General features: G+C 61.2%; 19 protein-coding genes. 7 read left to right on the top strand and 12 right to left on the bottom strand.

The window, feature by feature from the left end; genetic code table 11:
- The first annotated feature begins 56 nt into the window (after window positions 1-56).
- The 7 genes from AC1RCS_RS03370 (at window position 57) to AC1RCS_RS03340 (ending at window position 9,190) form a co-directional block, all read left to right on the top strand.
- Window positions 57-2,006, top strand: a complete 1,950-nt coding sequence (locus AC1RCS_RS03370) for a glycosyltransferase family 2 protein (protein WP_492255510.1) — start codon at window positions 57-59, stop codon at window positions 2,004-2,006.
- A complete protein-coding gene (locus AC1RCS_RS03365) occupies window positions 2,003-3,034 on the top strand; it encodes a glycosyltransferase family 2 protein (protein WP_492244291.1) in 1,032 nt (343 codons plus the stop codon). The genes AC1RCS_RS03370 and AC1RCS_RS03365 overlap by 4 nt, the downstream gene beginning before the upstream one ends.
- A gap of 476 nt (window positions 3,035-3,510) precedes the next feature.
- Entirely contained in the window at window positions 3,511-5,019 is a 1,509-nt protein-coding gene (locus AC1RCS_RS03360) for a cell surface protein (protein ID WP_492244290.1), read from the top strand.
- A 244-nt stretch (window positions 5,020-5,263) separates the two neighbouring features.
- Window positions 5,264-6,196 carry a peptidylprolyl isomerase gene (locus tag AC1RCS_RS03355; RefSeq protein ID WP_492244289.1) on the top strand — a complete coding sequence of 311 codons (933 nt, stop codon included), beginning with the start codon at window positions 5,264-5,266 and terminating at the stop codon, window positions 6,194-6,196.
- 40 nt (window positions 6,197-6,236) lie between these two features.
- Window positions 6,237-7,037, top strand: a complete 801-nt coding sequence (locus AC1RCS_RS03350; RefSeq protein WP_492244288.1) for an ABC transporter permease — start codon at window positions 6,237-6,239, stop codon at window positions 7,035-7,037.
- The gene (locus AC1RCS_RS03345; RefSeq protein WP_492244287.1) at window positions 7,034-8,272 is read left to right on the top strand and encodes an ABC transporter ATP-binding protein; all 1,239 of its coding nucleotides are present in this window, start codon (window positions 7,034-7,036) and stop codon (window positions 8,270-8,272) included. The genes AC1RCS_RS03350 and AC1RCS_RS03345 overlap by 4 nt, the downstream gene beginning before the upstream one ends.
- 3 nt (window positions 8,273-8,275) lie before the next feature.
- Window positions 8,276-9,190: a lysophospholipid acyltransferase family protein gene (locus AC1RCS_RS03340; RefSeq protein WP_492244286.1), complete on the top strand. Its 915-nt coding sequence runs from the start codon at window positions 8,276-8,278 to the stop codon at window positions 9,188-9,190.
- A gap of 85 nt (window positions 9,191-9,275) precedes the next feature.
- On the opposite strand, the gene AC1RCS_RS03335 is transcribed toward AC1RCS_RS03340, so the two are convergent.
- Genes AC1RCS_RS03335 through gspE form a run of 12 tightly spaced genes read right to left on the bottom strand, consistent with a single transcriptional unit; the run spans window position 9,276 to window position 20,494 of the window.
- Window positions 9,276-9,704: a hypothetical protein gene (locus AC1RCS_RS03335; RefSeq protein WP_492244285.1), complete on the bottom strand. Its 429-nt coding sequence runs from the start codon at window positions 9,702-9,704 to the stop codon at window positions 9,276-9,278.
- A 26-nt stretch (window positions 9,705-9,730) separates the two neighbouring features.
- Window positions 9,731-12,106 (bottom strand): type II secretion system secretin GspD, encoded by a 2,376-nt coding sequence (gene gspD / locus AC1RCS_RS03330; protein WP_492244284.1) that lies wholly within the window; start codon window positions 12,104-12,106, stop codon window positions 9,731-9,733.
- 33 nt (window positions 12,107-12,139) lie between these two features.
- The gene (locus AC1RCS_RS03325; protein ID WP_492244283.1) at window positions 12,140-12,805 is read right to left on the bottom strand and encodes a hypothetical protein; all 666 of its coding nucleotides are present in this window, start codon (window positions 12,803-12,805) and stop codon (window positions 12,140-12,142) included.
- Complete coding sequence (gspM, locus tag AC1RCS_RS03320; RefSeq protein ID WP_492244282.1) at window positions 12,802-13,350, bottom strand: type II secretion system protein GspM; 549 nt, start codon at window positions 13,348-13,350, stop codon at window positions 12,802-12,804. Before gspM ends, AC1RCS_RS03325 begins: the two co-directional genes overlap by 4 nt.
- Window positions 13,347-14,591, bottom strand: coding sequence for a PilN domain-containing protein (locus tag AC1RCS_RS03315; RefSeq protein WP_492244281.1), 1,245 nt, complete (start codon window positions 14,589-14,591; stop codon window positions 13,347-13,349). Before AC1RCS_RS03315 ends, gspM begins: the two co-directional genes overlap by 4 nt.
- Before the next feature lie 20 nt (window positions 14,592-14,611).
- Window positions 14,612-15,478 (bottom strand): type II secretion system protein GspK, encoded by an 867-nt coding sequence (locus AC1RCS_RS03310; protein ID WP_492244280.1) that lies wholly within the window; start codon window positions 15,476-15,478, stop codon window positions 14,612-14,614.
- A 2-nt stretch (window positions 15,479-15,480) separates the two neighbouring features.
- A complete protein-coding gene (locus tag AC1RCS_RS03305; RefSeq protein ID WP_492244279.1) occupies window positions 15,481-16,158 on the bottom strand; it encodes a prepilin-type N-terminal cleavage/methylation domain-containing protein in 678 nt (225 codons plus the stop codon).
- Window positions 16,155-16,562 (bottom strand): type IV pilus modification PilV family protein, encoded by a 408-nt coding sequence (locus tag AC1RCS_RS03300; protein ID WP_492244499.1) that lies wholly within the window; start codon window positions 16,560-16,562, stop codon window positions 16,155-16,157. The genes AC1RCS_RS03305 and AC1RCS_RS03300 overlap by 4 nt, the downstream gene beginning before the upstream one ends.
- A gap of 5 nt (window positions 16,563-16,567) precedes the next feature.
- Window positions 16,568-17,026 carry a GspH/FimT family pseudopilin gene (locus AC1RCS_RS03295; RefSeq protein ID WP_492244278.1) on the bottom strand — a complete coding sequence of 153 codons (459 nt, stop codon included), beginning with the start codon at window positions 17,024-17,026 and terminating at the stop codon, window positions 16,568-16,570.
- A gap of 12 nt (window positions 17,027-17,038) precedes the next feature.
- A complete protein-coding gene (gspG, locus tag AC1RCS_RS03290) occupies window positions 17,039-17,497 on the bottom strand; it encodes a type II secretion system major pseudopilin GspG (protein WP_492244277.1) in 459 nt (152 codons plus the stop codon).
- Window positions 17,498-17,520: 23 nt separating this feature from the next.
- Complete coding sequence (locus AC1RCS_RS03285; RefSeq protein ID WP_492244276.1) at window positions 17,521-18,774, bottom strand: type II secretion system F family protein; 1,254 nt, start codon at window positions 18,772-18,774, stop codon at window positions 17,521-17,523.
- A complete protein-coding gene (gene gspE / locus AC1RCS_RS03280; RefSeq protein WP_492244275.1) occupies window positions 18,767-20,494 on the bottom strand; it encodes a type II secretion system ATPase GspE in 1,728 nt (575 codons plus the stop codon). Before gspE ends, AC1RCS_RS03285 begins: the two co-directional genes overlap by 8 nt.
- Between the last annotated feature and the right edge of the window lie 117 nt (window positions 20,495-20,611).

Raw genomic sequence — 20,611 nt, 5'->3', positions numbered from 1 at the left:
CATGCAACCCCCTGGCACCAGGCCATGGGAAACAAGAATTTCGGAGTATTTTCAAAGTGACCTCTCCCGTAAGCGCCTTGCAGAATATGCCGCGCAAGGTATGGCTGCTGGCGCGCAGCCTGTATCGCCTGTTCCAGACCCCTTCCGCCTTCCGCAGCAACCTGCGTCACCTGACCACCTCGTTGCGGCTGGGGGGGCTGCAGCAACTCAAAGGCGCCCTGCTGAGCATTCCTCCTAAGGTCAACAGCGACACCTGGCGCATGTACCGACACGCGTTCGATGTCAACGTCAGGCCCCTGATCGAAAAGCAATTGCAGGAAAAGGGCGCGCCAGTCAAGATCTCCGTCATTGTCCCCACCTACAACACGGCGGCCCCGCTGCTCAAGGCCATGCTTCGGTCGGTCCAAGCCCAGATCTACCCGAACTGGGAACTGTGCATCGCGGACGATGGCTCCAGCAAGCCACACGTCCAGCGGATACTGGCGGAATTCGCGGCGGCCGACGAGCGCATCAAACTTCACCTGGGCACGGAGAACCGGGGGGTGTCGCACGCATCCAACCAGGCGCTGCAAATGGCGTCCGGGCCATTTTGCGTGTTCCTGGACCATGATGACCTGCTGGAACCGCAAGCCATCTTCCGTGTTGCCGAAGCCGTCATCCACAACCAGGCCGACATGGTGTACTCGGATGAAATGATGATTTCGGCGAACGGCAAGGAAATGCTGTACCACGCCCACCGCCCCGCGTTTTCACCCGAGTACCTGCGGGGGCACCCCTACATCGTGCATCTGGTGGGGTTCCGCACCAGCCTGCTGAAGGAAATTGGCGGTTTTGACGAAACGCTGACCATCTCCCAGGACTACGACCTCATCCTGAGGGCCAGCGAAAAATCGCAGGTCATCGTCCACCTTCCCGAGATACTGTACCTGTGGCGCGTCATCCCGACCTCTTCGGGACACGACAAGGCATCGGTGGTCATGGAGACCTCCACACGCATCCTTCAGCAGCACCTCGGGCGCAGCGGCATCCAGGGCCAAGTGAGCGTAGGGGCGGGTTTCAACTTCTTCAAGACCCGGCACCCTCTGCAGGATGGCCTGCGCACCGCCATCATCATTCCGACCAAGAACCACGGCGATCTGGTGCGCCAGTGCGTGGAAAGCATCCGAAGCACCGTTCAGGAGGCCGCCTACGACATCTTGGTCATCGACCATGCCTCCGACGACCCCGACACCATCGCCTACCTGTCCACGCTGGGCGGAAATGCCAAGGTATTGCGCTACGAAGGGCCCTTCAACTTCTCGTCCATCAACAACTGGGCCATCGCGCAGCTGGATCGGCCGTACAGCCACTACCTGCTTTGCAACAACGATATCGAGGCCCTCAAGCCGGGATGGCTTGAACAAATGCTCGAACTTGCCCAGGACCCCTCGGTGGGCATTGTCGGCGCGGAACTGCTCTACCCGGACCACAGCAGCGTGCAGCATGCCGGCGTGTGCGTCGGCGCCTTCGGCATTGCGGAGCACTATGGCAAGTACCTCAAGATCGACCCCGACAAGCCCGACATCCGGTACCTGGGCAGGCTGGCCATTCCACACGAAATATCCGCAGTCACCGCGGCCTGCCTGCTGATCCGCAAGGACGCCTTCGATGCCGTCCAGGGCATGGACGAAGGGCTTGCTGTGGGCTTTGGCGACGTGGACCTGTGCCTGCGCGTGCTGAAGAAAGGCTGGCGCATCCTGCAATGCCCCCCGGCCATTCTTATCCACCATGAGTCCTATACACGCGGCAAAAGCATCGGAGAAGACCCACATCCGAAAGATTCCGCCGCCTTCGTGGCACGTTGGAAAGAGTTCCTGGAACTGGGCGACCCCTACCACAATCCCTGCCTCCTGTTGACCCAGCACTCCTGGCACGTCAAGACACCATTGCATTGCAGCTTCGTCAGCCGCCGTCGCGTCTTCGAGCGCGATGCGGACACAGGGCGGCAAAAGCTTTACCACGGATGAGCCCGCCCGAAGGCCTGGCCGCAGCAGCCACCCCGGCCGCTCCGCCAGCAGACGGAGAAGGCGTGACGGTCATCGTCGTCAACTGGAATGGGGGCGGCATGCTGGCCACCTGCGTTGCCCACCTTCAAGCGCAGACCACCCTTCCCGCCCGGGTTTTCATCGTTGACAATGCAAGCTCCGACGACTCCCTTGCCCGCTTGCCGCAATGGGATCGCGTCACAGTGCTGCGCATGCCCTCCAACCTGGGGTTCGCGGCCGGCAACAACCGCGCGCTGGAGCAAGCCACCACGCCCTACGTGGCGCTGCTGAACCCCGACGCCTTCGCAGCCCCAGACTGGATCGAGCAACTCCTGAAAGTGGCGCGGGCCCATCCCGAGGCCGCATCCTTCGGCTCCCGCCAGCTCAGCCACGAGACCCCCTCCCTGCTCGACGGCATCGGCGATTGCTACCACCTGAGCGGAATGGCTTGGCGAGACGGGCATGGCCAGGCACAGGAGGCAGCCCACCTGACCGAAGGCGAAATATTCGCCCCCTGCGCGGCTGCGGCCCTTTACCGCCGCCAGGCACTGCGCGAAATTGGCGGCTTCGACGAAAGCTACTTTTGCTACATGGAAGACGTCGACGTGGGCTTTCGGCTTCGCCTGGCCGGCCACGCCTCGCGCTACGCGCCCCTGGCCTGGGTCACGCACGTCGGCAGCGCCACCAGCGGAGGCGCGCGCAGCAACTTCGCCAGCTACCACGGCCATCGCAACATGGTCTGGACCTATATAAAGAACATGCCCGGAATAATGTTCTGGGTGTTTCTACCCCTGCATATTGCGGCCAATATCGCCAGCTTACTGCTGCTGGCCACGCGGGGGCAGGGAAAGGTGGGCATGCTGGCCAAGCTGCACGCGCTGCGCGGCGTGCGGCACGCATGGTCACAGCGGCGCGCCAGCCAGCGCAATCGCAAGGCGTCCCTGGCCGACATCTGGCGCGCGCTGGACAAGCGGATCCTGCGCAGCAAACAGAGTCCCCGCCAATATTAATTAACTTAATATGTCTGCCAGCACTTCACCCACTGGCAAAACCGTGGGCAGCCCCCAGCATAGCGCATTCGGCCAGCCCCTGCGCGGAGGGGAATCCCGCCCCCAGAATCAACATTCCTGGTTAGCGGGTACCTCTCCACGGTGGGCACCGGCAGGTGCTTCTGGCGCAACCCCGGCCTGAATTGCCACCCGAAGTGTGAAAAAAACCACGCCTGGCCCCTTATTAGATCAAGGGGCGTTGTAAACCCCCCCCGCCCCGGCACCCGCTCCGCTAAACTTCGGACACCCGAGCCGGTGACGGTTTTCAGGCTGGATTCCAGCCAAAAAGACCGCCGCACGTGGTCGATGTTGTATTTTGCAAACATCGGTTTCGCACAGTACAGCACGGGTGTTGTCCCCTGAAACGGCTGTGCTACCATCACGCAGCGTAATCAATCTTGGTAGTTGCGCTTTCAACTTTTAACTGGAGTTCATACATGAGAAAAAATCTTCTCGCCCTGAGCATTGCTGCCATGGTTGGTGGCCTGTCTGGCGCGGCCAACGCAGCTGTTTTCGTGAACACCGCAGCCGCCGGCGGCGTGGCTGCTCCTGGCGTGACTGCGGCTACGGTGCTTGAGCCCACCGTGACCGGTGTTGGCCACATCCTGACCGTGCCTTACTTCACCACGCAAGGCACCAACGCCACGCTGCTGAATCTGGTGAACACCGACACGACCAACGGCAAGGCTGTGAAGCTGCGTTTCCGTGGCGCTGCCAACTCTGACGACGTGTTCGACATCACCATCTTCCTGTCGCCTGGCGACATGTGGACGGCCAACGTGTCCGCCTCTGGCGAACTGTCGTCGCTGGCTACCAACGACACCAGCTGCACGCTGCCCTCCGCTGCCGACATCAAGGCACTGGGCGGTCTGTTCAAGACGGGCCGTGTCCAAGGCGCTGCTGCCGCCCAGACTCGCGAAGGCTACGTTGAAATCCTGAACATGGCGGACATTCCTCCTGTTGCTACGGCTGGCTCCCTGTTCGTGGCTACCAAGCACGTGAACGGCGTGGCACCTTGCACGCAGTCGGTGATGAACGCCCAGGAATTTGATCTGGTTGCTGGCGGTGCCAACGATCCTCTGACACGTGGCTACTCGTGGCCTACTGGCGGCCTGACCGCCAACTGGACCATCGTGAACCTGGCAGACAAGGCTTCGTTCTCCGGTGAAGCCGTGGCCGTGCGTGCAAACGTGACTGCTGGTGGCGTTTCTGGTGCTGGCAACTTGGTGTTCTTCCCACAAACGGCAGATGCTCCTGCCCTGCCAGCTGGTGGCGTCGCAGGCTTCACGGCTGACCCACTGCTGCAAAGCGCTGGTTTCGCTACGTCCGTCGCGAACTACGACTTCCCTGATCTGTCCACGCCTTACGCAGGTGGCACCGTTGATGCAGCTGGCACGGCTGCTCAAGCTGAAGCTCTGGCTGGCGCGCTGGCCACCACTTCGGTGATCAACGAGTACCTGACCGGTGGCGTGGCTGACTTCGCAACGGACTGGGTGTTCTCTATGCCTACCCGCCGCTACGCAGTCGCTCTGAACTACGCAGCAGCTGTTAGCTCCCGCCTGCTGTTCAATGCTGGCGTGAACGACCACTTCACCGCCGCCAACACGGCGCTGAATACGGACGGTTCGCAAGCTTGCGTGACGCCTGGCGGCACGATGCGCGGTTTCGACCGTGAAGAAAACACGAAGACCACGTTCGTGATTTCTCCTGACGTCGCTCTGAAGTTCTGCGGCGAAACCAGCGTTCTGACCTTCGGCACCCCCGTGCTGGGCGCCAAGATCGCTACGTCTGGCATCAACGCTGGCTACGCCAACGGCTGGCTGCGTATCGGCACGGGCGGCGCAACCGGCGTCGGCCTGCCAATCGTGGGCTACGCTGCTGCCAAGGCCAAGGGCGTGAACCTGGGTGGTACCTGGAACCACCGTACGGCTCGTCCTGCTCCTTAATTGGAAGCTGGCAACAGCCATTGAATCTGCTTTTGCAGAGTTCTGAAAAGGCGGGGAATTTCCCCGCCTTTTTTTCGTCTAAAAATTGGGACGCTGGCCGGCCCCGGCTGCCGCAGGGCGGTTGAAGCAGCCATGCCGTTACCGCCTGATGCGTACATGCGCAACCGTGATCGATTGCCCACCGGCTGGCACGGCATGGCCGCAACATACCGCCACCTTGTTTGTAACCCTCCAACATCCTCGAATGAAGCTTTCCAAAACCTCTTCCATCACATCCCGCGCCGCCTTCCTGCGCGCGGCAGCCTTCACTTTCTGCGCAGCAATGATTGCCATGCCGGCGTTCAGCCAGTCCACCCCAGGCAAGGTGTTGATGCAAGGGGCCAACGTGGCCATCACCACGGACGACCTGCTGGCCGACATGCAGCGCATGCCCTCGGAAGTCCAGAACAAGCTGCTGGCATCGCCCGAACAAATGCGCGTGCTGGTCGACAACATCTACCTGCGCCGCGCCACAGCGCTGCAGGCCGAGAAGAACCCCGCCATCGCCAAGGACCCGGTGGTGCAGTACAAGCTCCAGGCCGCCCGCGAGAACGTTCTGGCCGAAGCCCTGTTGCTCGAACGTGACAAGGAAACCGCCCTCTCCAGCGATGCGCTGGACACCTATGCGCGCGTGACCTACAAGGCCGAGCCCAAGCGCTTTGAAGCCCCTGCGGAGACGCGCGCGAGCCACATCCTTATCCAGGGCAAGACCCCTGAGAATCTGGCCAAGGCCGAGAAGCTGCTGGCTGACATCAAGGGCGGCGCCAAGTTCGAGGATCTGGCCAAGGCCAATTCGCAAGACCCGGGCAGCGCGGCCAAGGGCGGCGATCTGGGCTGGTTCGCCAAGGGACGCATGGTCAAACCCTTCGAGGACGCCGTGGAAGCGCTGCAAAAGCCGGGCGACATGAGCGGCATCGTGACCAGCGATTTCGGCTATCACATCATCCGGCTCGATGGCCGCAAGCCCGCGGGACCACGAACCTTCGAGGAAGTCCGGGAGCAACTGCGCGCCGAGGCCATCGGCAAGATGCAAAAGGAAAACCGCCAGAAGCATGTGGACACGCTGCGCGGGAACGCCAAGGGTGATGAAACCGCCCTGCAAGCGTTCATCGACGCCCAGAAGGCCGCCCGCAAGTAATCCTCCGCGCTCTCGAAACGCCCCCGCGGGGGATTGATCCATGAAAATTCTTGCTGCCGAATGTCTGGCGTTGTGGCGCATGCGCACGCTCTGGTGGGTCATGACCCGCCGGGAAATTGCAGCCCGGTACGCCGGCACGGCGGCAGGCGTCGTCTGGGCCTACATCCAGCCGCTGCTCATGGTGGCGGCCTACTACGTTGTCTTTGACGTCGTCTTCGCCATGCGACTGGGGGAGAATGCGCCTACGCGGGCCGTCGGCGCGTATCTGGTGGTGGGCGCGCTCCCCTGGATGGCCTTTTGCGACTCGGTGTCGCGCGGCATGTCCAGCCTGGTGGAGGCTGGGGGCGTACTGCAAAAGAACGCACTGCCTCCCGTGCTCTTCCCTGCCCGGTCGGTGTCAGCCAGCATGCTGGTGCATGGCCCTTTGCTGATCGGCCTGGCACTGGCTTACGGACCTCAGCACCAGTTCCCGCTCGCGCTCGTTGCACTGCCAGTGCTGGTGGGAATGCAGTTCTTGCTGAGCTTGCTGCTGGGGTATGTGCTGGCGATCTTCGCGGCGGCATTGCGTGACACAGTCCAGATCGTCGGCTTTGCCCTTTCCATCGGCATCTTCCTGAGCCCGATCCTCTTTCCACTGGACATGTTCCCCGAACCATGGCGATGGGTGTTGTGGCTCAACCCCATGACTTCGCTGGTGCTGGGCTACCAGGCAGTGCTCCTGCAAGGCGCCTGGCCGGATGCCCGCACGTGGTGGGCATTGCTCTGCTGGTGCGCGGGCAGCGCCTTGATCCTGACCGTGCTGCTGCGCCGCAGCCGTGACCAATTGGTGGACTGGCTATGACGGCGAATCTTGAAGTCCGGGGCGGCCTTGTGCTGCACGCGGACCATGTGGGCAAGGAATACAAGCTGTACGACGCCCCCAAGGACAGGCTGAAATCCCTCCTGGGAGGCGGCGCGCGCCACCGCAGCCACTGGGCACTGCGCGACGTGTCGTTCACCCTGGGCAGGGGGCAATGCCTGGGCGTGGTGGGCGACAACGGCGCGGGAAAGAGCTCGTTGCTGAAGCTGATCGCGGGCACCTTGCAGCCCTCCACCGGGCGGGTGGTGTGCTCTGGCCGCATCACGGCCATTCTGGAGTTGGGCACAGGTTTTCATCCTGACTTCACGGGGCGGGACAACCTGTATTTCGGCGCCAGCCTGATCGGCATCTCTCCATCGGACATGCGCGCGCTGGAGGCCGGCATCATCGAGTTCTCGGAGCTTGGCGAAGCGATCGACCGGCCCGTCAAGACCTACTCTTCGGGCATGACCGTGCGCCTCGCCTTCGCGCTGGTGACGGCTCTGGAGCCCGACCTGCTGATCATCGACGAGGCGCTGGCGGTGGGAGACCAGCATTTCCAAAAGAAGTGCATCGAGCGCATTGCCTCGTTTCGCGACAGTGGCTGCACCATCCTGTTTTGCTCCCACAGCCTCTATCACATCCGCCAGCTTTGCGACGTGACGCTCTGGCTTGATCGCGGCACGCAACGCGCGTTCGGGGACACGGAGACTGTGCTATCGGCATACGAGGTCCATGTGCGGGCCAAGGACCAGGCGGGGCGAAGCGCGGCTGCTGCAACGGCGGCATCCACGCCAGCCACGGCCGAGGGCCACAAGGTCCCAGCAGGCTCCGCGGGCATTGTGTCGGTGGACATCGAAAACCTGCAAGACCTGGGAGACGGCCTCGCACCCCGGCTCCAGTCGCCCGATCTGGTGATCAGGATCACAGCGCGGTCGCTGCCCGGCGAACAGCCCCAGTTCGGCATCATGCTCGAGCAAGCCCATGGCGCCGGGATCACGTCGGTGGGCACGCTCAACGACGGAGCCACGCCGACACACCTTGGAAATGATGTTTGGCAGGCGTGCGTCCGCTTCACGGAACTGCCGCTGCACACCGGAGAATACGTGGTGAGTGCGTTTCTTTTCGATTCGCGGGGTTTGGCGGTCTACGAGCAATGGCTTCACTGCGCGAACTTCCGGCACAGCTATGCGCTGAGCACACCGGGCCTGGTTCGGCTTCCCCACCAATGGGAGTGAGCCTTGCCTGGGGTTGAACTGATGTCCCGCATGCGCACGCAGGTGCGCGACGCCCTTGAACTGGTCCTGTTGCCTGGGCTGGCGGCACTCCTGCCGTGGTCCTTCTGCTTTCGCGTGTTCCGCTTCATCGCCGCGCGCAGTCCATGGCTCTACCGTGACGCCTGCGAAAAGGCGCTGCAGGAAGCCCATGCGCGGGGACATGTCCCCGATGCAAGCCAGGGGCAGTGGCTCCTGCGCCGCAGATTGCTCACGCTCGTGGACCATGCGGATCTGTATTTGGCGCAAACCCGGTCGGGCAAATGGATGCACCGCCACCTGCAGGTTCAGGGCACGTGGCCAGCGCCATCGGAGGCAGGGATTTTCTGCACCTTCCACTGGGGTGCTGGCATGTGGGGGCTCAAGCATGCGGGAGCGAATGGTATGCGCGCCCATGCGCTGGTGGCCGCGCTGGAAGGAACACAATTCGCCGGTCGCCCCATCCTCCATTGGTACGCCCGGCGCCGCACGCGCATGGTGGCCAAAGCACTGCAAGGCCCTACCCTCGATGTATCAGCCAGCCTGGCCCCGGTGCTTCGCGCCCTGCGCAGCGGCGAACAGGTCATGGCGGCCATTGATGTTCCGTCGGACCAGGTGGCCGCCAGCATTCCTGTGCGGCTGCTGGGCATCCAAACGCATGTGCCCAAGGGGCTGATGAGGATTGCCGTCGAAAAGGGGGTGCCAGTCAGTGTTTATGTGACGGGACTGGATTTCACCACCGGGCAGAGGTTTCTGAAGATTAGTCCGTTGGGTGTCCATGAAGACATCGCCACACTCGCTCAGGCCATTTTTGGACATCTGGACCAGGCGATCGCCTCTGACAGTGCCGCCTGGCATTTCTGGAGCGAGGCGCCCCGTTTTTTTGGGCCCCCAGCCAGATAGCCCTCTCTATTCCAAAAAAAGGGGCGCATGCATCAGTGATGCATGCGCCCCTTTTTACCTCAACAGCCCAGGACGGGCCATGGGGTCAAGGGTTTTGGTGGAACCACCAGTTGTTCTCGTCCTTGATCCAGACTTCCGAGATCTTGCTGGAGATGGGCGATGAGAAACCTCTCGCGACCACCAGCGTTTCCAGCTTCACCACGGCCGTGCAGCGCTCCGCATTTTCACAAGTCACCGAATCAAGCTTCGCGGACAGCCACTTTGCACCGTCGCCAAACCGGTTAACATAACTCTGCGGGCTCAACACAACGCGCTCCGCCGGGGTCAGATACGCATAGGCCTTGGCATAGTCGCTCTTCAACAGCAGATCCCAGCGATCCTGCGCACGCTTGCTCACGATCTGCTCGGGATTTTGGGTGGTGGCAGTGGCTGCACAGCCGCTCAGTGCCGCCACGCACAGGGCGAAGGTGGCAAGCAAGGTACCGCGCTTGGTGAATGTGGACGAGTGCTTCATTGGGGTACGACTTTCAAAAATGCTGTTTACTTGGAAAATGGAATGGCCTGAACAGGCTGCACAGGGGCGGTCCTTCGATTGGCATCGAATTCCTTGATTTGCACCAGCCCTTTCATGCGGTCTCGCAGGTCTTCACTGACTTCCCTGATGTCGATGTCGGAGCGAACGACACGCGGCGTGATGACGACAATGAGTTCAGTGCGCTTACCTTCGTTCGCCGTTGTTCCAAAAAGGTTCCCAATCACCGGCAGGGTATGCAGCAAGGGGACGCCAGACTTGGATGTCGTCCCACGCTCCTGAATCAGCCCCCCCATCACGATGGATTCGCCCGAACGCACGGCAAGCTTGCTGGAAAGCTGCCGCTGAAGGAAGGCCCGTTGCTTGGTGATCTCATCCTCCCCGCCCACGTCGGTCACGGACTGCTCCACCTGCATGGTCACGATGTTCCCGGAGTTGACGGATGGCGTAACGATCAGGTTGATACCCGTGTCCTTGTATTGGATGTTGCTGGTGACAACACCCAGGTTGCTGGTGGTGCCGGCCTGGACGGGGGTCTGATCACCCACCGCGATGGAGGCGGTGTGGTTGTCAAGAACCATCAGGGAGGGGCTCGCCAGCACCTTGACGGACGTCTTGGCGGAGAGGGCGCTGAGAATGGCCCGCACATTTCCTGCGGGGTTGCGCAACGTGTAAGAAAACCCGCTGGAGGGCTGAACAAGCGAACCCGGCGTCGTGGTGTTGGTATTCGACAGCCTGCCTACCCCCGTATATCCGGTGCTGGCACGGTTGTCGCTGAACTCCCACTGAAGGCCATATTGCAGATCGTCCGAAAGAGTCACCTCCACGATGCTGGCCTCGATCAGCACTTGCGTCAGTGGCAGATCAAGGCGCTTCAGCGTGGCTTCAATCTTGGCGTATTCGGCACGGGTGCTCCACACCAGCACGGCGTTGTTGAGCTCATCCGCCATGACGCGAATGCTACCCAGCGTCGCGGCGGTGGGCGCGGTGGCCCCCACCGTGCCTTGGCCGCTTCGCCCGCCCAGCATGCTGGTGCCGGTATTGTTCTGAGAAAACCCACCGGTACGGGAGCCGAAGCCGCCCGTCAGCGACCCCGAGCTTCCTCCAAACAGGTTTGAATTCCCTCCCTGCTGGCCAAAGGCATTGCCCGTGGAGGTGGAAAGCCCCGGCGCAACGCCGCTGCCGGAAACATTGTTCGTCTGCTGCTTGCCATCACCAAAAATACCGCTCAGCACGCTGGTCAGGTGGCGTGCGTTGACGTTCTTAACTTGGTAGACAAAGAGTTGGGCATCCGCGCCGTTGTCGCTCGGCTGATCCAGGCGCTCAATCCAGCGCCGGGCCTCCTCCAGATACGCGGCGCGCGGCGTTACAACCAGCACGCTGTTGATGCGCTCAATGGGCATGATGCGCAGGGCTCCAAACAAGGGATTGGAGTCCCCTATGCCGGCAACACCGCCTTGCGCACCGGCAGCACTGGCCGATTGCGCTGTCACCGCGGTATTGCCTGCCTGTGCTGGGGCTCCGGATGCGCCAGCGCCAGTTCCGCCGCTGACCAGGCGCAGCGCCGACTCGACTTCCTTGATGGTGGCGTACTTCAGGGGAAACACCCCCACGGACATTCCCTTGAGCAGATCGACATCGAATGTCGCCACCAGATCAAGCCACCCTTCCGCCTGATTGCGGGTACCCGCCAGCACCAGAAGATTGCGAACGGAATCCACGCGCACCATGGAATCTGCAGGCATCAATGGTCGCAAGATGGCCGCCATCTCGTTGGCCCCAATGTACTGAAGCGGAACGACAATGGCACCGTATCCCGGCGGAAGCGTCGCACCGCTGCCGGCTTGCCGGACGGCAGAGCCAATGCTCTTGAGCGCGTCAGGCCGTCCCACATGGTAGGAGCCACGTGCATCGCGCAGGAGCGCAAGGCCGTTCGCCTGCAAGGCACTCTCCAGGAGAAAGACCGCCTGGTCAGGAGCCACTGGAACCTTGGTGGACAGGGTCACCGTTCCGTTCAATGGAGGATGCAGCACATAGTCGGCTTTGAGCACGTCACCCAGAATGGTGCGAACCACTTCGGCAATGGGCGCCTCTTCGAAATTGAACGAGATGGGGGGGCCCTCGACCCGTGGCGAATTCTTTGGCGCTGCAATGACGCGGTCATTGCCACGCAGAATCCGTGGCTCCGAGGTGGGCGGCGGCGAGGGGGAACTTCCGTCCTCGGAAGTACGGACCGCCGTGCCAGAGCCATCATTGGGTTGTTGCGAGCGCCCTGCGTTCGATATGTCAGACGCAGTTCCCGTCGCGGAAACAGACGGTTGAGCCGCAGCGAGTTGGCAGACAACAATTGCAGCTGCGCTCAGCGCATATGGATAGGGTTTCATAGATTCCAAGGAATGTCTTGCGATGCAAAAAAGCTAAGGCCCAAACCGTGATGCCCTGGGAGGAGCTGAGGGGGTCGGATTGACAGGCGTATTGCCTGGCGCCATAGCCGGCGGCGTCGGTTGTTGCTTCGTTATCCCCATCGGGGGCGGCGTCGGGAAGGCTTGCGCCGCATTCGGTGCAGGCATGTTTGGCATACCCGTATAGGTATTGACGAGGGAGCGCGTCATGTGAATGGTGCGCGTCTGACCATCATTTCGCCCGAAGGTTGCAGCTCTGCCCTGAACGGATTGCAGCACCCATCCGTCAACGCTTTCATTCAATTTCATACGCCGGTTTTTTCCGGCAATCTGAATGATGATCCCATTTGTTTGTGCGCCCTGGAACAGGCCCACCAGCTTCGCGGTGCTCAAGTTGTCGACCACCGCCGCCTCTGCCTCCGAGGAAACGATCACAGGAGGCGGCGGCCGGCGGGTGGGCGAAAAGAGGGGACGCTCAAGCATCGCCAGTGCGCGCCCACCGTCCACCGGGCTTTTTGCGGGCAGCACGGGCAGCATCGCGTTGTAGTCGGCGGTAATCGGCGAAGGTGGCAGCCATCGCGTGTTTCTCAAAGACCCTTCCTTGCCTATCCACAGAGCGCCCAGTCCCAAGGCCAGCAGCAGGTTCGCCGCACCCAGCAGCAACAAAACGTACCGCTTCATGGCCGCGCCCTCAAGATCACGAGATTGAATTGAACCCCGAGCTTCTGAACACCCTTCACAGGCCCGCCAATGACCTGAATCACGAAGCCATCGACCAGGATGGCAGGCGTTTGCTCGTTCAGCGCCGCCAAGGCGAGTTGGGCCGCCATGAGATCGCCCTCTGCACGCACCGTCAAAGGAATGCGCTCAAAGTCCTTGTCTTCCTTCACGGCGAGCACCTGGGTGCTGACAATATTGAGTCCCGCACTGGCCAGAACCCCTCGGATGCGCTGCTGCACCTCATTGGCCAGTTGCGTGGCATCCTGACCAGGCGGGTGCATGTATTGGGCCAGTTGCGCCTTCGCCGTGGTAGCCGCCTGGACAAGTGCCTCCTTGTTCTCAAGCAACCCCAGCAAACGCGCATAGCGCGGCTCAATTTCTGCAATGCGTCCATTGGCCCATTGGTACTTGGCGTGCAGATACATCCCCGCCATCAGGAAGGGGGCGCAGACCAGCACTGCAACCATCGAAATGAATACCAAATTGCGGCGTGTTGTCTGGTTCATGAGCCGGTCTTTCCCTTGGCAGCAGAAGATGGGGAAGACGCTGCCGGCGGTTTGTCCATGCCGGATGAGAATCGGCTGCGCGTCACAGGCGCCACCGCGCCAGAAGCCAGCGGTGCCGGAGCCGGAGCCGCAGATGCTTCGGGGGCACTGGCCGGCGCTGCCGGGCTCTCCGTGGCCGGGACCTTGTTGGGAGACGCAGCAACCGAGAACGCTGCAGGATCCAGTTGAAACTCGATGTTGAAGCTGTCGAGGGTTGCCCCGGGATTGCGAACCGCAGCTATGGGCGCGCGAACGTCCTTGAATCCACGCTGCGTCCCCAGCTGCTGCATAAGCGAAGCCGCATTGGATGTAAGCCCTGTGATTTTTACTTTGAGGCCAGTGACCTCCAGCGTGTTGAGGGACGTGTCGTCTGCCAGTGTTTGAGTCAGTATCTCCATCAACGCCAGCCCATCCACGCGCTCCACAAGAACTCCGCGCAGCAGATTCAGGCGATCCACCGTCTTCACGAACGCCTCCCGCTCGGAGGCAATCGGCGCCGTGCGTGCCTGCAGGTCGGAGTAGGCATATGCCGCTTCAATGGCTCTGAGTCTCAACTGGGCGATCGGTGTGACGGCAATGCCCGCCCCAAGGATCAGAATTGCGAGAATGAGCAGGTAGTTGATGCGGCGCTGCCGCGCGCAATGCTGCTCGCGCCGGCCTTCACCCCAACCCGCAAGAACCACACGCTGCTGACCTGATGAAAGCAGGGCCCAGACTTCGGGCTCTTGTGCGGCGTGCAACCGCCCTTTTTGGATAGCCAGATACTCAGCCACCTGCTTGCGGGAAGCCAGCACCATGTCTATCTGGTAGCCCCCCCCCCTCGGACGCGGGGACGCTTGATAGCCCCAAACCAGATCCTCCGAAGGAAAAGGACTTACGGAGGCGGCTTCCAAGGTCAACGCCTGGGCCATGGAAGAAGGCGGCATCAATGGCAATGCGAAGTGCCGTTCCAGGAAAATGTGCGCTGGCAACTCTACGGCTTCGAAAACCGCCTTGCTCGGCTTTGCGGAGGAAGGCAGCCACCTGAAGCCATACCAAACCGCTTCCGATCCGTCCGCACGGAATACTTTTACCGGCACCTCGGGCGACAGCCAAGCCAGAACGGGCCATTGCTGGGCACTTTTTGCGAAGGCGGAGAACTCAGCCCGCAAAGCGGCTATATCCAGCCCGAAGAAAAGCGTTGAAGATGAGGTTGAGGACATTTAAGGGGAGGCAGCCGCCATCATGGGGGTGCAATGATCCACTGTTCTGCATTGAAAATACGCCACGGCAACCCAGAGACATTGTCTGGCCTGAGATCTACGTTTCGTAGAACCACCGTCCAGCTTCCGTCGCCATTGGGTACTTTCGCTTGGATTCTGTACCGCGTAGAAGGCGAGACACCAGTGAATTCGCCATTCAAACCGGTGATGTCGACTTCCATGGAGTTGGCACCCGAATCGAGGCGCGCATCAATGGCTTGAGCACGTGATGCGTTCCCACCAGCAAGCACCAGGAGCACTTCCTTTGGAGCCGCTAGCGGGTTGACTCTGCCACTGCCCTGAGCCTCGGCAGTCAGGAGCGGGGAAAGTCTAGCATAGAGCTCATAATCGACTCCAGGGACACGAAGCAAGTCTTGGATCGCTTCGAAACCCCACTGGCGCCCCGTGGCATCACGCTGCGCGCGTGCTTCAATCGTAGCCGCCGCCAGACGTGCCGCCGCGTCGGTTGCCAGCTTGCCGGCAACCGTGTAAGTGGCCACCAGAAGTGCTTCCGGGGCCCTGTTGATGTCAATGAGTCCATTCAATGGCGTCAGCTGCACTTCAACCAATCTCTCCCGGTATCGGTATTCCTTGAGTTGCCGCCGGTTGATGCGTTCTGCGCTGGCCAACATGTCTTGCAAGGCCAGTGCCATTGCTGCCTCTCCAGCGGCTACCGCTTCCACCGAGCGCCGGGCCGCTCCCACAACGCGCAACTCGGAGCGTACAGAGAGTTGAATGCCGCCAACGGCGATGGCCAGCGCAGCCACGATCCATAGCACGGCCAAAAGCGCCACCCCTTGCGAGGAGGCATCGGGCACGCCATCTTTACGAACGACTTCGGCGCCCACGATCAGTCCACTCCAGAGGAGAAGGCTCCTCCGGCCCGATCGGAGAATGGCAACGAGCGCGTGGCCACTACAAGCAGTGGCCAAGGACCATCGCGCGTTGCGACGTCAATACGGATCCGGGACGGTAGACCGTCAGCCCGCACCCATCGGTCAACCCAGAGCGGCCGCACTTGTTGCGCCATGTCTTCGTAGCTGATTTCAAATGCCTGGACTCCGCGAGCCAGTACCCTGCTGTCAGCCTGGTCCCAGTTGGGCATGGCGACCTGCCCTTCCCATGGAACGAACCTGATGACCAAGGCGGACGTATCTGAAGAGCCCTCGACTGCCAGACGGAAAATGAAACGTCCTCCAGCCCCATGGCGAGCCGGCATGATGCCGACCCAGACAACGGCATCCCGCAGCCCAGAAAACAAGAACGGACTTTCGTCCTGCCGCTGCATCGCTCCTGTACGGCGGACCGACAGGCGCCCCATGGTGGTGCGAAGAAACGCTGCAGCAACACGGAGTTCATCCGCCCGTTCGACGCGCTGATCGACACGTTCTTCCGTCTGCGCCATGCTTCTCAATGCAGAAGCCATACCCAGCATTAGCAGCGACAGCAAGGCCATGGTAACGAGCATTTCCACCAAGGTGAAGCCTCGATCTCGCCCCCGGGCAGGATGATCTCCGCACAGCCTCATCGCACACCCGCGCCAGGAAGGTTCAAGCGCTGGGGCCGAAGGGTATGCAATTGCACCGAACGCACGGTGTCCTGCTCACGCCAAGCGATTTCGATGCTCAGTTCGTGCAGTGGGGGCGAGGACGGATTGCGCTGCGCCGCTTCCGTGGTAAAGGGCGCACTGCTCACATGCCAGTCATAGATGCCCGCTCGACCACTCTCATTCCACCCGTCAGCCGGCACCACATCGCGTGACGCCAAGAGAGACTCGCCGACGACGACTGCACGCTGATAGAGCTCCGCTGCAGCGACACTCCTGGCATTGGTACCCATCGCCTTGTAGAGAGCACCCAACGACATCGCCAGTATGGAGAAGGCCACGAGCAACTCCAGCAGCGACATGCCGGCCTCCCTTGACCAATGCATGCGACTCATGGCGACAAGGGTTCTTGAAATACCTGACCGGAAAGCCAGTCCACCCGCAGCCGCACTCCCGCCCCGGAGGGCCGCACGATATCAATGCTGCCCCCCGTCGCCCCTCCGTCCGGCAGAAAGCGGATTGCAGCCACCCCGGAACGCAATTCGGTGCCCGCCACCGTGGCTCGTACATTGACGGCCTCGGGCAAAGACTGGGCGGCACCTCCGTCCCGGCCATAGTTCCGGCTCTGAAGATCCACCCAGAAGCGGGTTTCGCCACGCCCGGAGACGGCCAGATGCCTTGCGCCCCGCATCTCGGTCACCATGGTTCGTACTGCATTTCGGTACTGAGCAGAATCTCGAAGGCGCTCAAAGGCAAGCGGCGTGACCCCCACCAGCAAGGCCATGATGGCAAAAACCACCAGCAATTCGACCAGGGTGAATCCGCGCTGACGCCGCATAAGCTCTTCCAAGGGGGCGCCAGATCAGTTCTTGTTCCGTACGTCTGCCGCTTCTCCCTCCCCACCTGGGGCACCATCGGAGCCCAGAGACAGAATTTCAATGCCTCCGTTCGGACCGGGGTTGGCGTAGCGATATGGGTTGTTCCAAGGGTCCTTGGGCAATTCCCCTCGCAAGTAGGGGCCGCTCCAGCCATTCACACTGCCCGGGCGCTTGACAAGCGCCTCCAGGCCTTCTTCCGTGGATGGGTAGCGCCCGACATCCAGCTTGAACAACTCAAGCGATTTGTCCAGATCAGCGATCTGAATTCCGGCGGTTTTGGTCTTTGCCCCCCCAAACTGATTGAGCACACGGGGTCCCACAAGGCCAGCAAGCAGGGTCAATATCGCCAATACAACCAGCAACTCAATCAGGGTAAAGCCCTTGGCGCGGCCACCCGCAAAATCCAGCCGCTTTGCCCTGCGTTCCAAAAATCGATAGTTCATCACATTCCTCAAAATCAAAAATATCAACCAGCAAGATCGTTGATGGACAAGATCCCCATCAAAATGGAGACAATGATTGCAGCGATCAAGACACCCAAGACAAGAATGAGAACGGGCTCCACCAATGTCAGCAGTCGTTTGATGCCGACTTCCACCTGACGGTTCAATATTGTTGCAAGCTCGAGCATCATGGGACCAATGCGGCCCGTTTCCTCGCCGACCCGAATGAGATTGATGGCCAGGGGCTCGAAAATACCCGTTGCCGAGATGGCCTGGACTACTCGCCCACCTTCCTTGACGATGGGGGCGACCCGGGCCAGTGATTGCCGCAGGACGGCGTTGCCCACGGTTTCCGTCGCGATGTTCAGCGCTGTCAACATGGGAACGCCATTTCCGATCAACGTACCCAAAGATCTCGAGAACAGCGTCAGTTGGTATTTGAGCGCAAGATTCCCCATGATGGGCAGCTTCAAAAGACGCGTTTGCCACCAGTACCGCCCCCCTGGCGTCTTGAGCCAGCGCGTCAACAAGGTCCCCAAGAGGAACACGCCAACCCCGATAAACAGACCGTACTGCGTGAAAACCTGCCCCATCTCCATGACAATCTTGGTGGGCAACGGCAGCGCATCGCCCATATCGGTAAACAGTTTCTCAAACTGTGGCACCACAAAGCCCAGCATGGCAATCAGAGACAGCACGGCAACCGCCAGCAGGATGGCAGGATAAATGGTCGCGGAAACAATACTCTCCCGCAGCGCGCGCTCGCGCTCCATATGGTCAACCAACCGATCCAGGACGGACGACATTTGCCCGCTCGCCTCACCCGAACGCACCATGTTGATATAAAAATCACCAAACAGCTCCCGGTGCGGTAACAGTGCACGGCTCAGCGGGGTCCCGCCCTTGACGGCGTCCAGCACCTCCTGCAGCAGCGTCCTGACGCTCGACTTGTAGCTCATCTCGATCAGCACACGAAGTCCGTTGTCGAGCGCCAATCCCGCGCGCAGCATGATGGCCAGTTCCGAGGTCAGCGCCTGGACATCCGCAGCCTTGACAGGCCCCTTGATCACCCGTGCCCTTCGCTGGCCAGCGTCCAGCCCAGCGGGAACGGCCTCAGGAAAAGCGCCGCCCGCCGCCAGCGACGCATCTGTCACGCTCAGCGGCGTAAGCCCCTGGCTCCGCAGTTGCTTGAGCGCCAGAGCGGCGCTCGCGGCCGTCAATCGGCCTGCGGTAATTTCACCCGTCGATGAAGCTGCACGCCATACAAAATCAGGCATCGGATTGATCCTGCGTGACACGGGCCAGTTCATCCAGTGTCGTTATGCCGGCAGCCACCTTGCGCAGCCCGTCCTCATGCAGGCTGAGCATGCCCCCTTGCGTTGCGATGGCGTTCAGTGCTCCGGCGTCCTTGCCTTCGATGACTGCACGGCGCATGGCCTCATCGAGCACAAGCAACTCATGGATTCCTGTGCGCCCCTTGTACCCAGACTGGCGGCAATGGTCGCACCCTACTGCGCGATAGACCGATTGGTGAGAAGGGCAGAATCGGGAAAGGCCCGAGCTCTCTCGCACTTCACCAGAAGGGTCCCACGGGGTCTTGCAATGCTCACACAATGTGCGGACCAATCGTTGCGCGAGCACCCCATTGACTGCCGAGGTAATGAGATACCGCTCCACGCCCATATCCTGCATGCGGATGACTGCGCTGGCCGCCGTATTCGTGTGAAGCGTAGAAAGCACCAGATGCCCCGTCAACGCGGACTGGACGGCAATCTGGGCGGTCTCACCATCCCGCATTTCACCGATCATGATGATGTCGGGGTCTTGCCGCAAGATGGAGCGCAGCGCATTCGCAAAAGTCAGATTGATCTGTGAATGCACTTGAATCTGGTTGATGCCCTCCAGTTGGTACTCCACCGGATCCTCCACGGTGATGATCTTCTGGGAGGCAGAGTCCAGCTTGGAAAGCGCGGCATAGAGGGTCGTCGTTTTGCCGGACCCGGTAGGCCCGGTGACCAGCAGGATCCCGTGGGGTTTCGCCAGCAGCCCATTGAAACGGTCGAGCGTGTCCTTCTCAAACCCCATCTTTTCCAGATCCAAGCGCACACTGGCCCGGTCCAGTACACGCATCACAACGCTTTCGCCGTGCACCGTGGGAACGGTGGATACCCGCAAATCCAACTCACGGCCCTTGACCCGCGTCTTGATACGCCCGTCTTGAGGCAGACGGCGCTCGGCAATATCCAAATGAGCGAGCAGCTTGACGCGCGAATTGACAGCTGCGCTGTGGCGTGGGGGAACCACTTCAGCGTTATGAATGACACCATCCACGCGATAACGCACGTGCAAGCCGTCATCGAACGGCTCCAGATGGATGTCGGAAGCACGCATGTCGATGACACGGCCGATGATGGTATTGACAAGCCGAATGACTGGTGCCTCGCTGGCCAAGTCCTTCAAATGCTCGACGAAATCACCCGTATCAAACTCATCGAGAGCTTCGCCATCTGCGCCAGCGTCGTCGTCTGCAGGCTCCGCAAGCGCCTTCTCGATATCGCTCTCGAGCGCAATACCGGGTCGAACACTCAATCCTGTCGCCAACTGCAATGCCTTCAGAACATACGCATCCTGAGGCTCGGACATGGCGACGAACAGCACGTTGTTTTCCACGTAGAGGGGGTACACACTGTGCGCGCTCAGGAACTCCGGCAAAAGCCCCGGAACCTCCGGCATGAGGTCCGGAAATGCATCCGCGCTCACCCACGGAAGGGCTAATTGCTTGGCAAGGGTCAGGACAACATCCAGCTCAGAGACCAGACCCAGACTCACCAGCACCCGCCCGAGCAGGCTGCCCATTTCCTGCTGCGCACCCAACGCGCGCTCAAGGTCGCGTGCGCTGAGCTTTCCCGCCTGCACCAGCAATTCACCCAGCCGCTGGCGCGTGGGAGCAGAAGAGTCGGCCAACTCGGAGGCCGCATAAAGTGTAGATGTGTTCATTGGTTGTCCGCGAACAAGCACGCAAGGGCCCCGGGCCCGGGATTGGAGGCGATGCGCACCCACCCCATGCTTGATGCGGACATGAGTGTAGCTGCCACCAACTCCCCACCAGGCGGC

It is taken from the genome of Acidovorax sp. GW823-FHT01C06, assembly GCF_058798375.1.
This window is presented reverse-complemented; position numbering and strand designations above follow the sequence as displayed.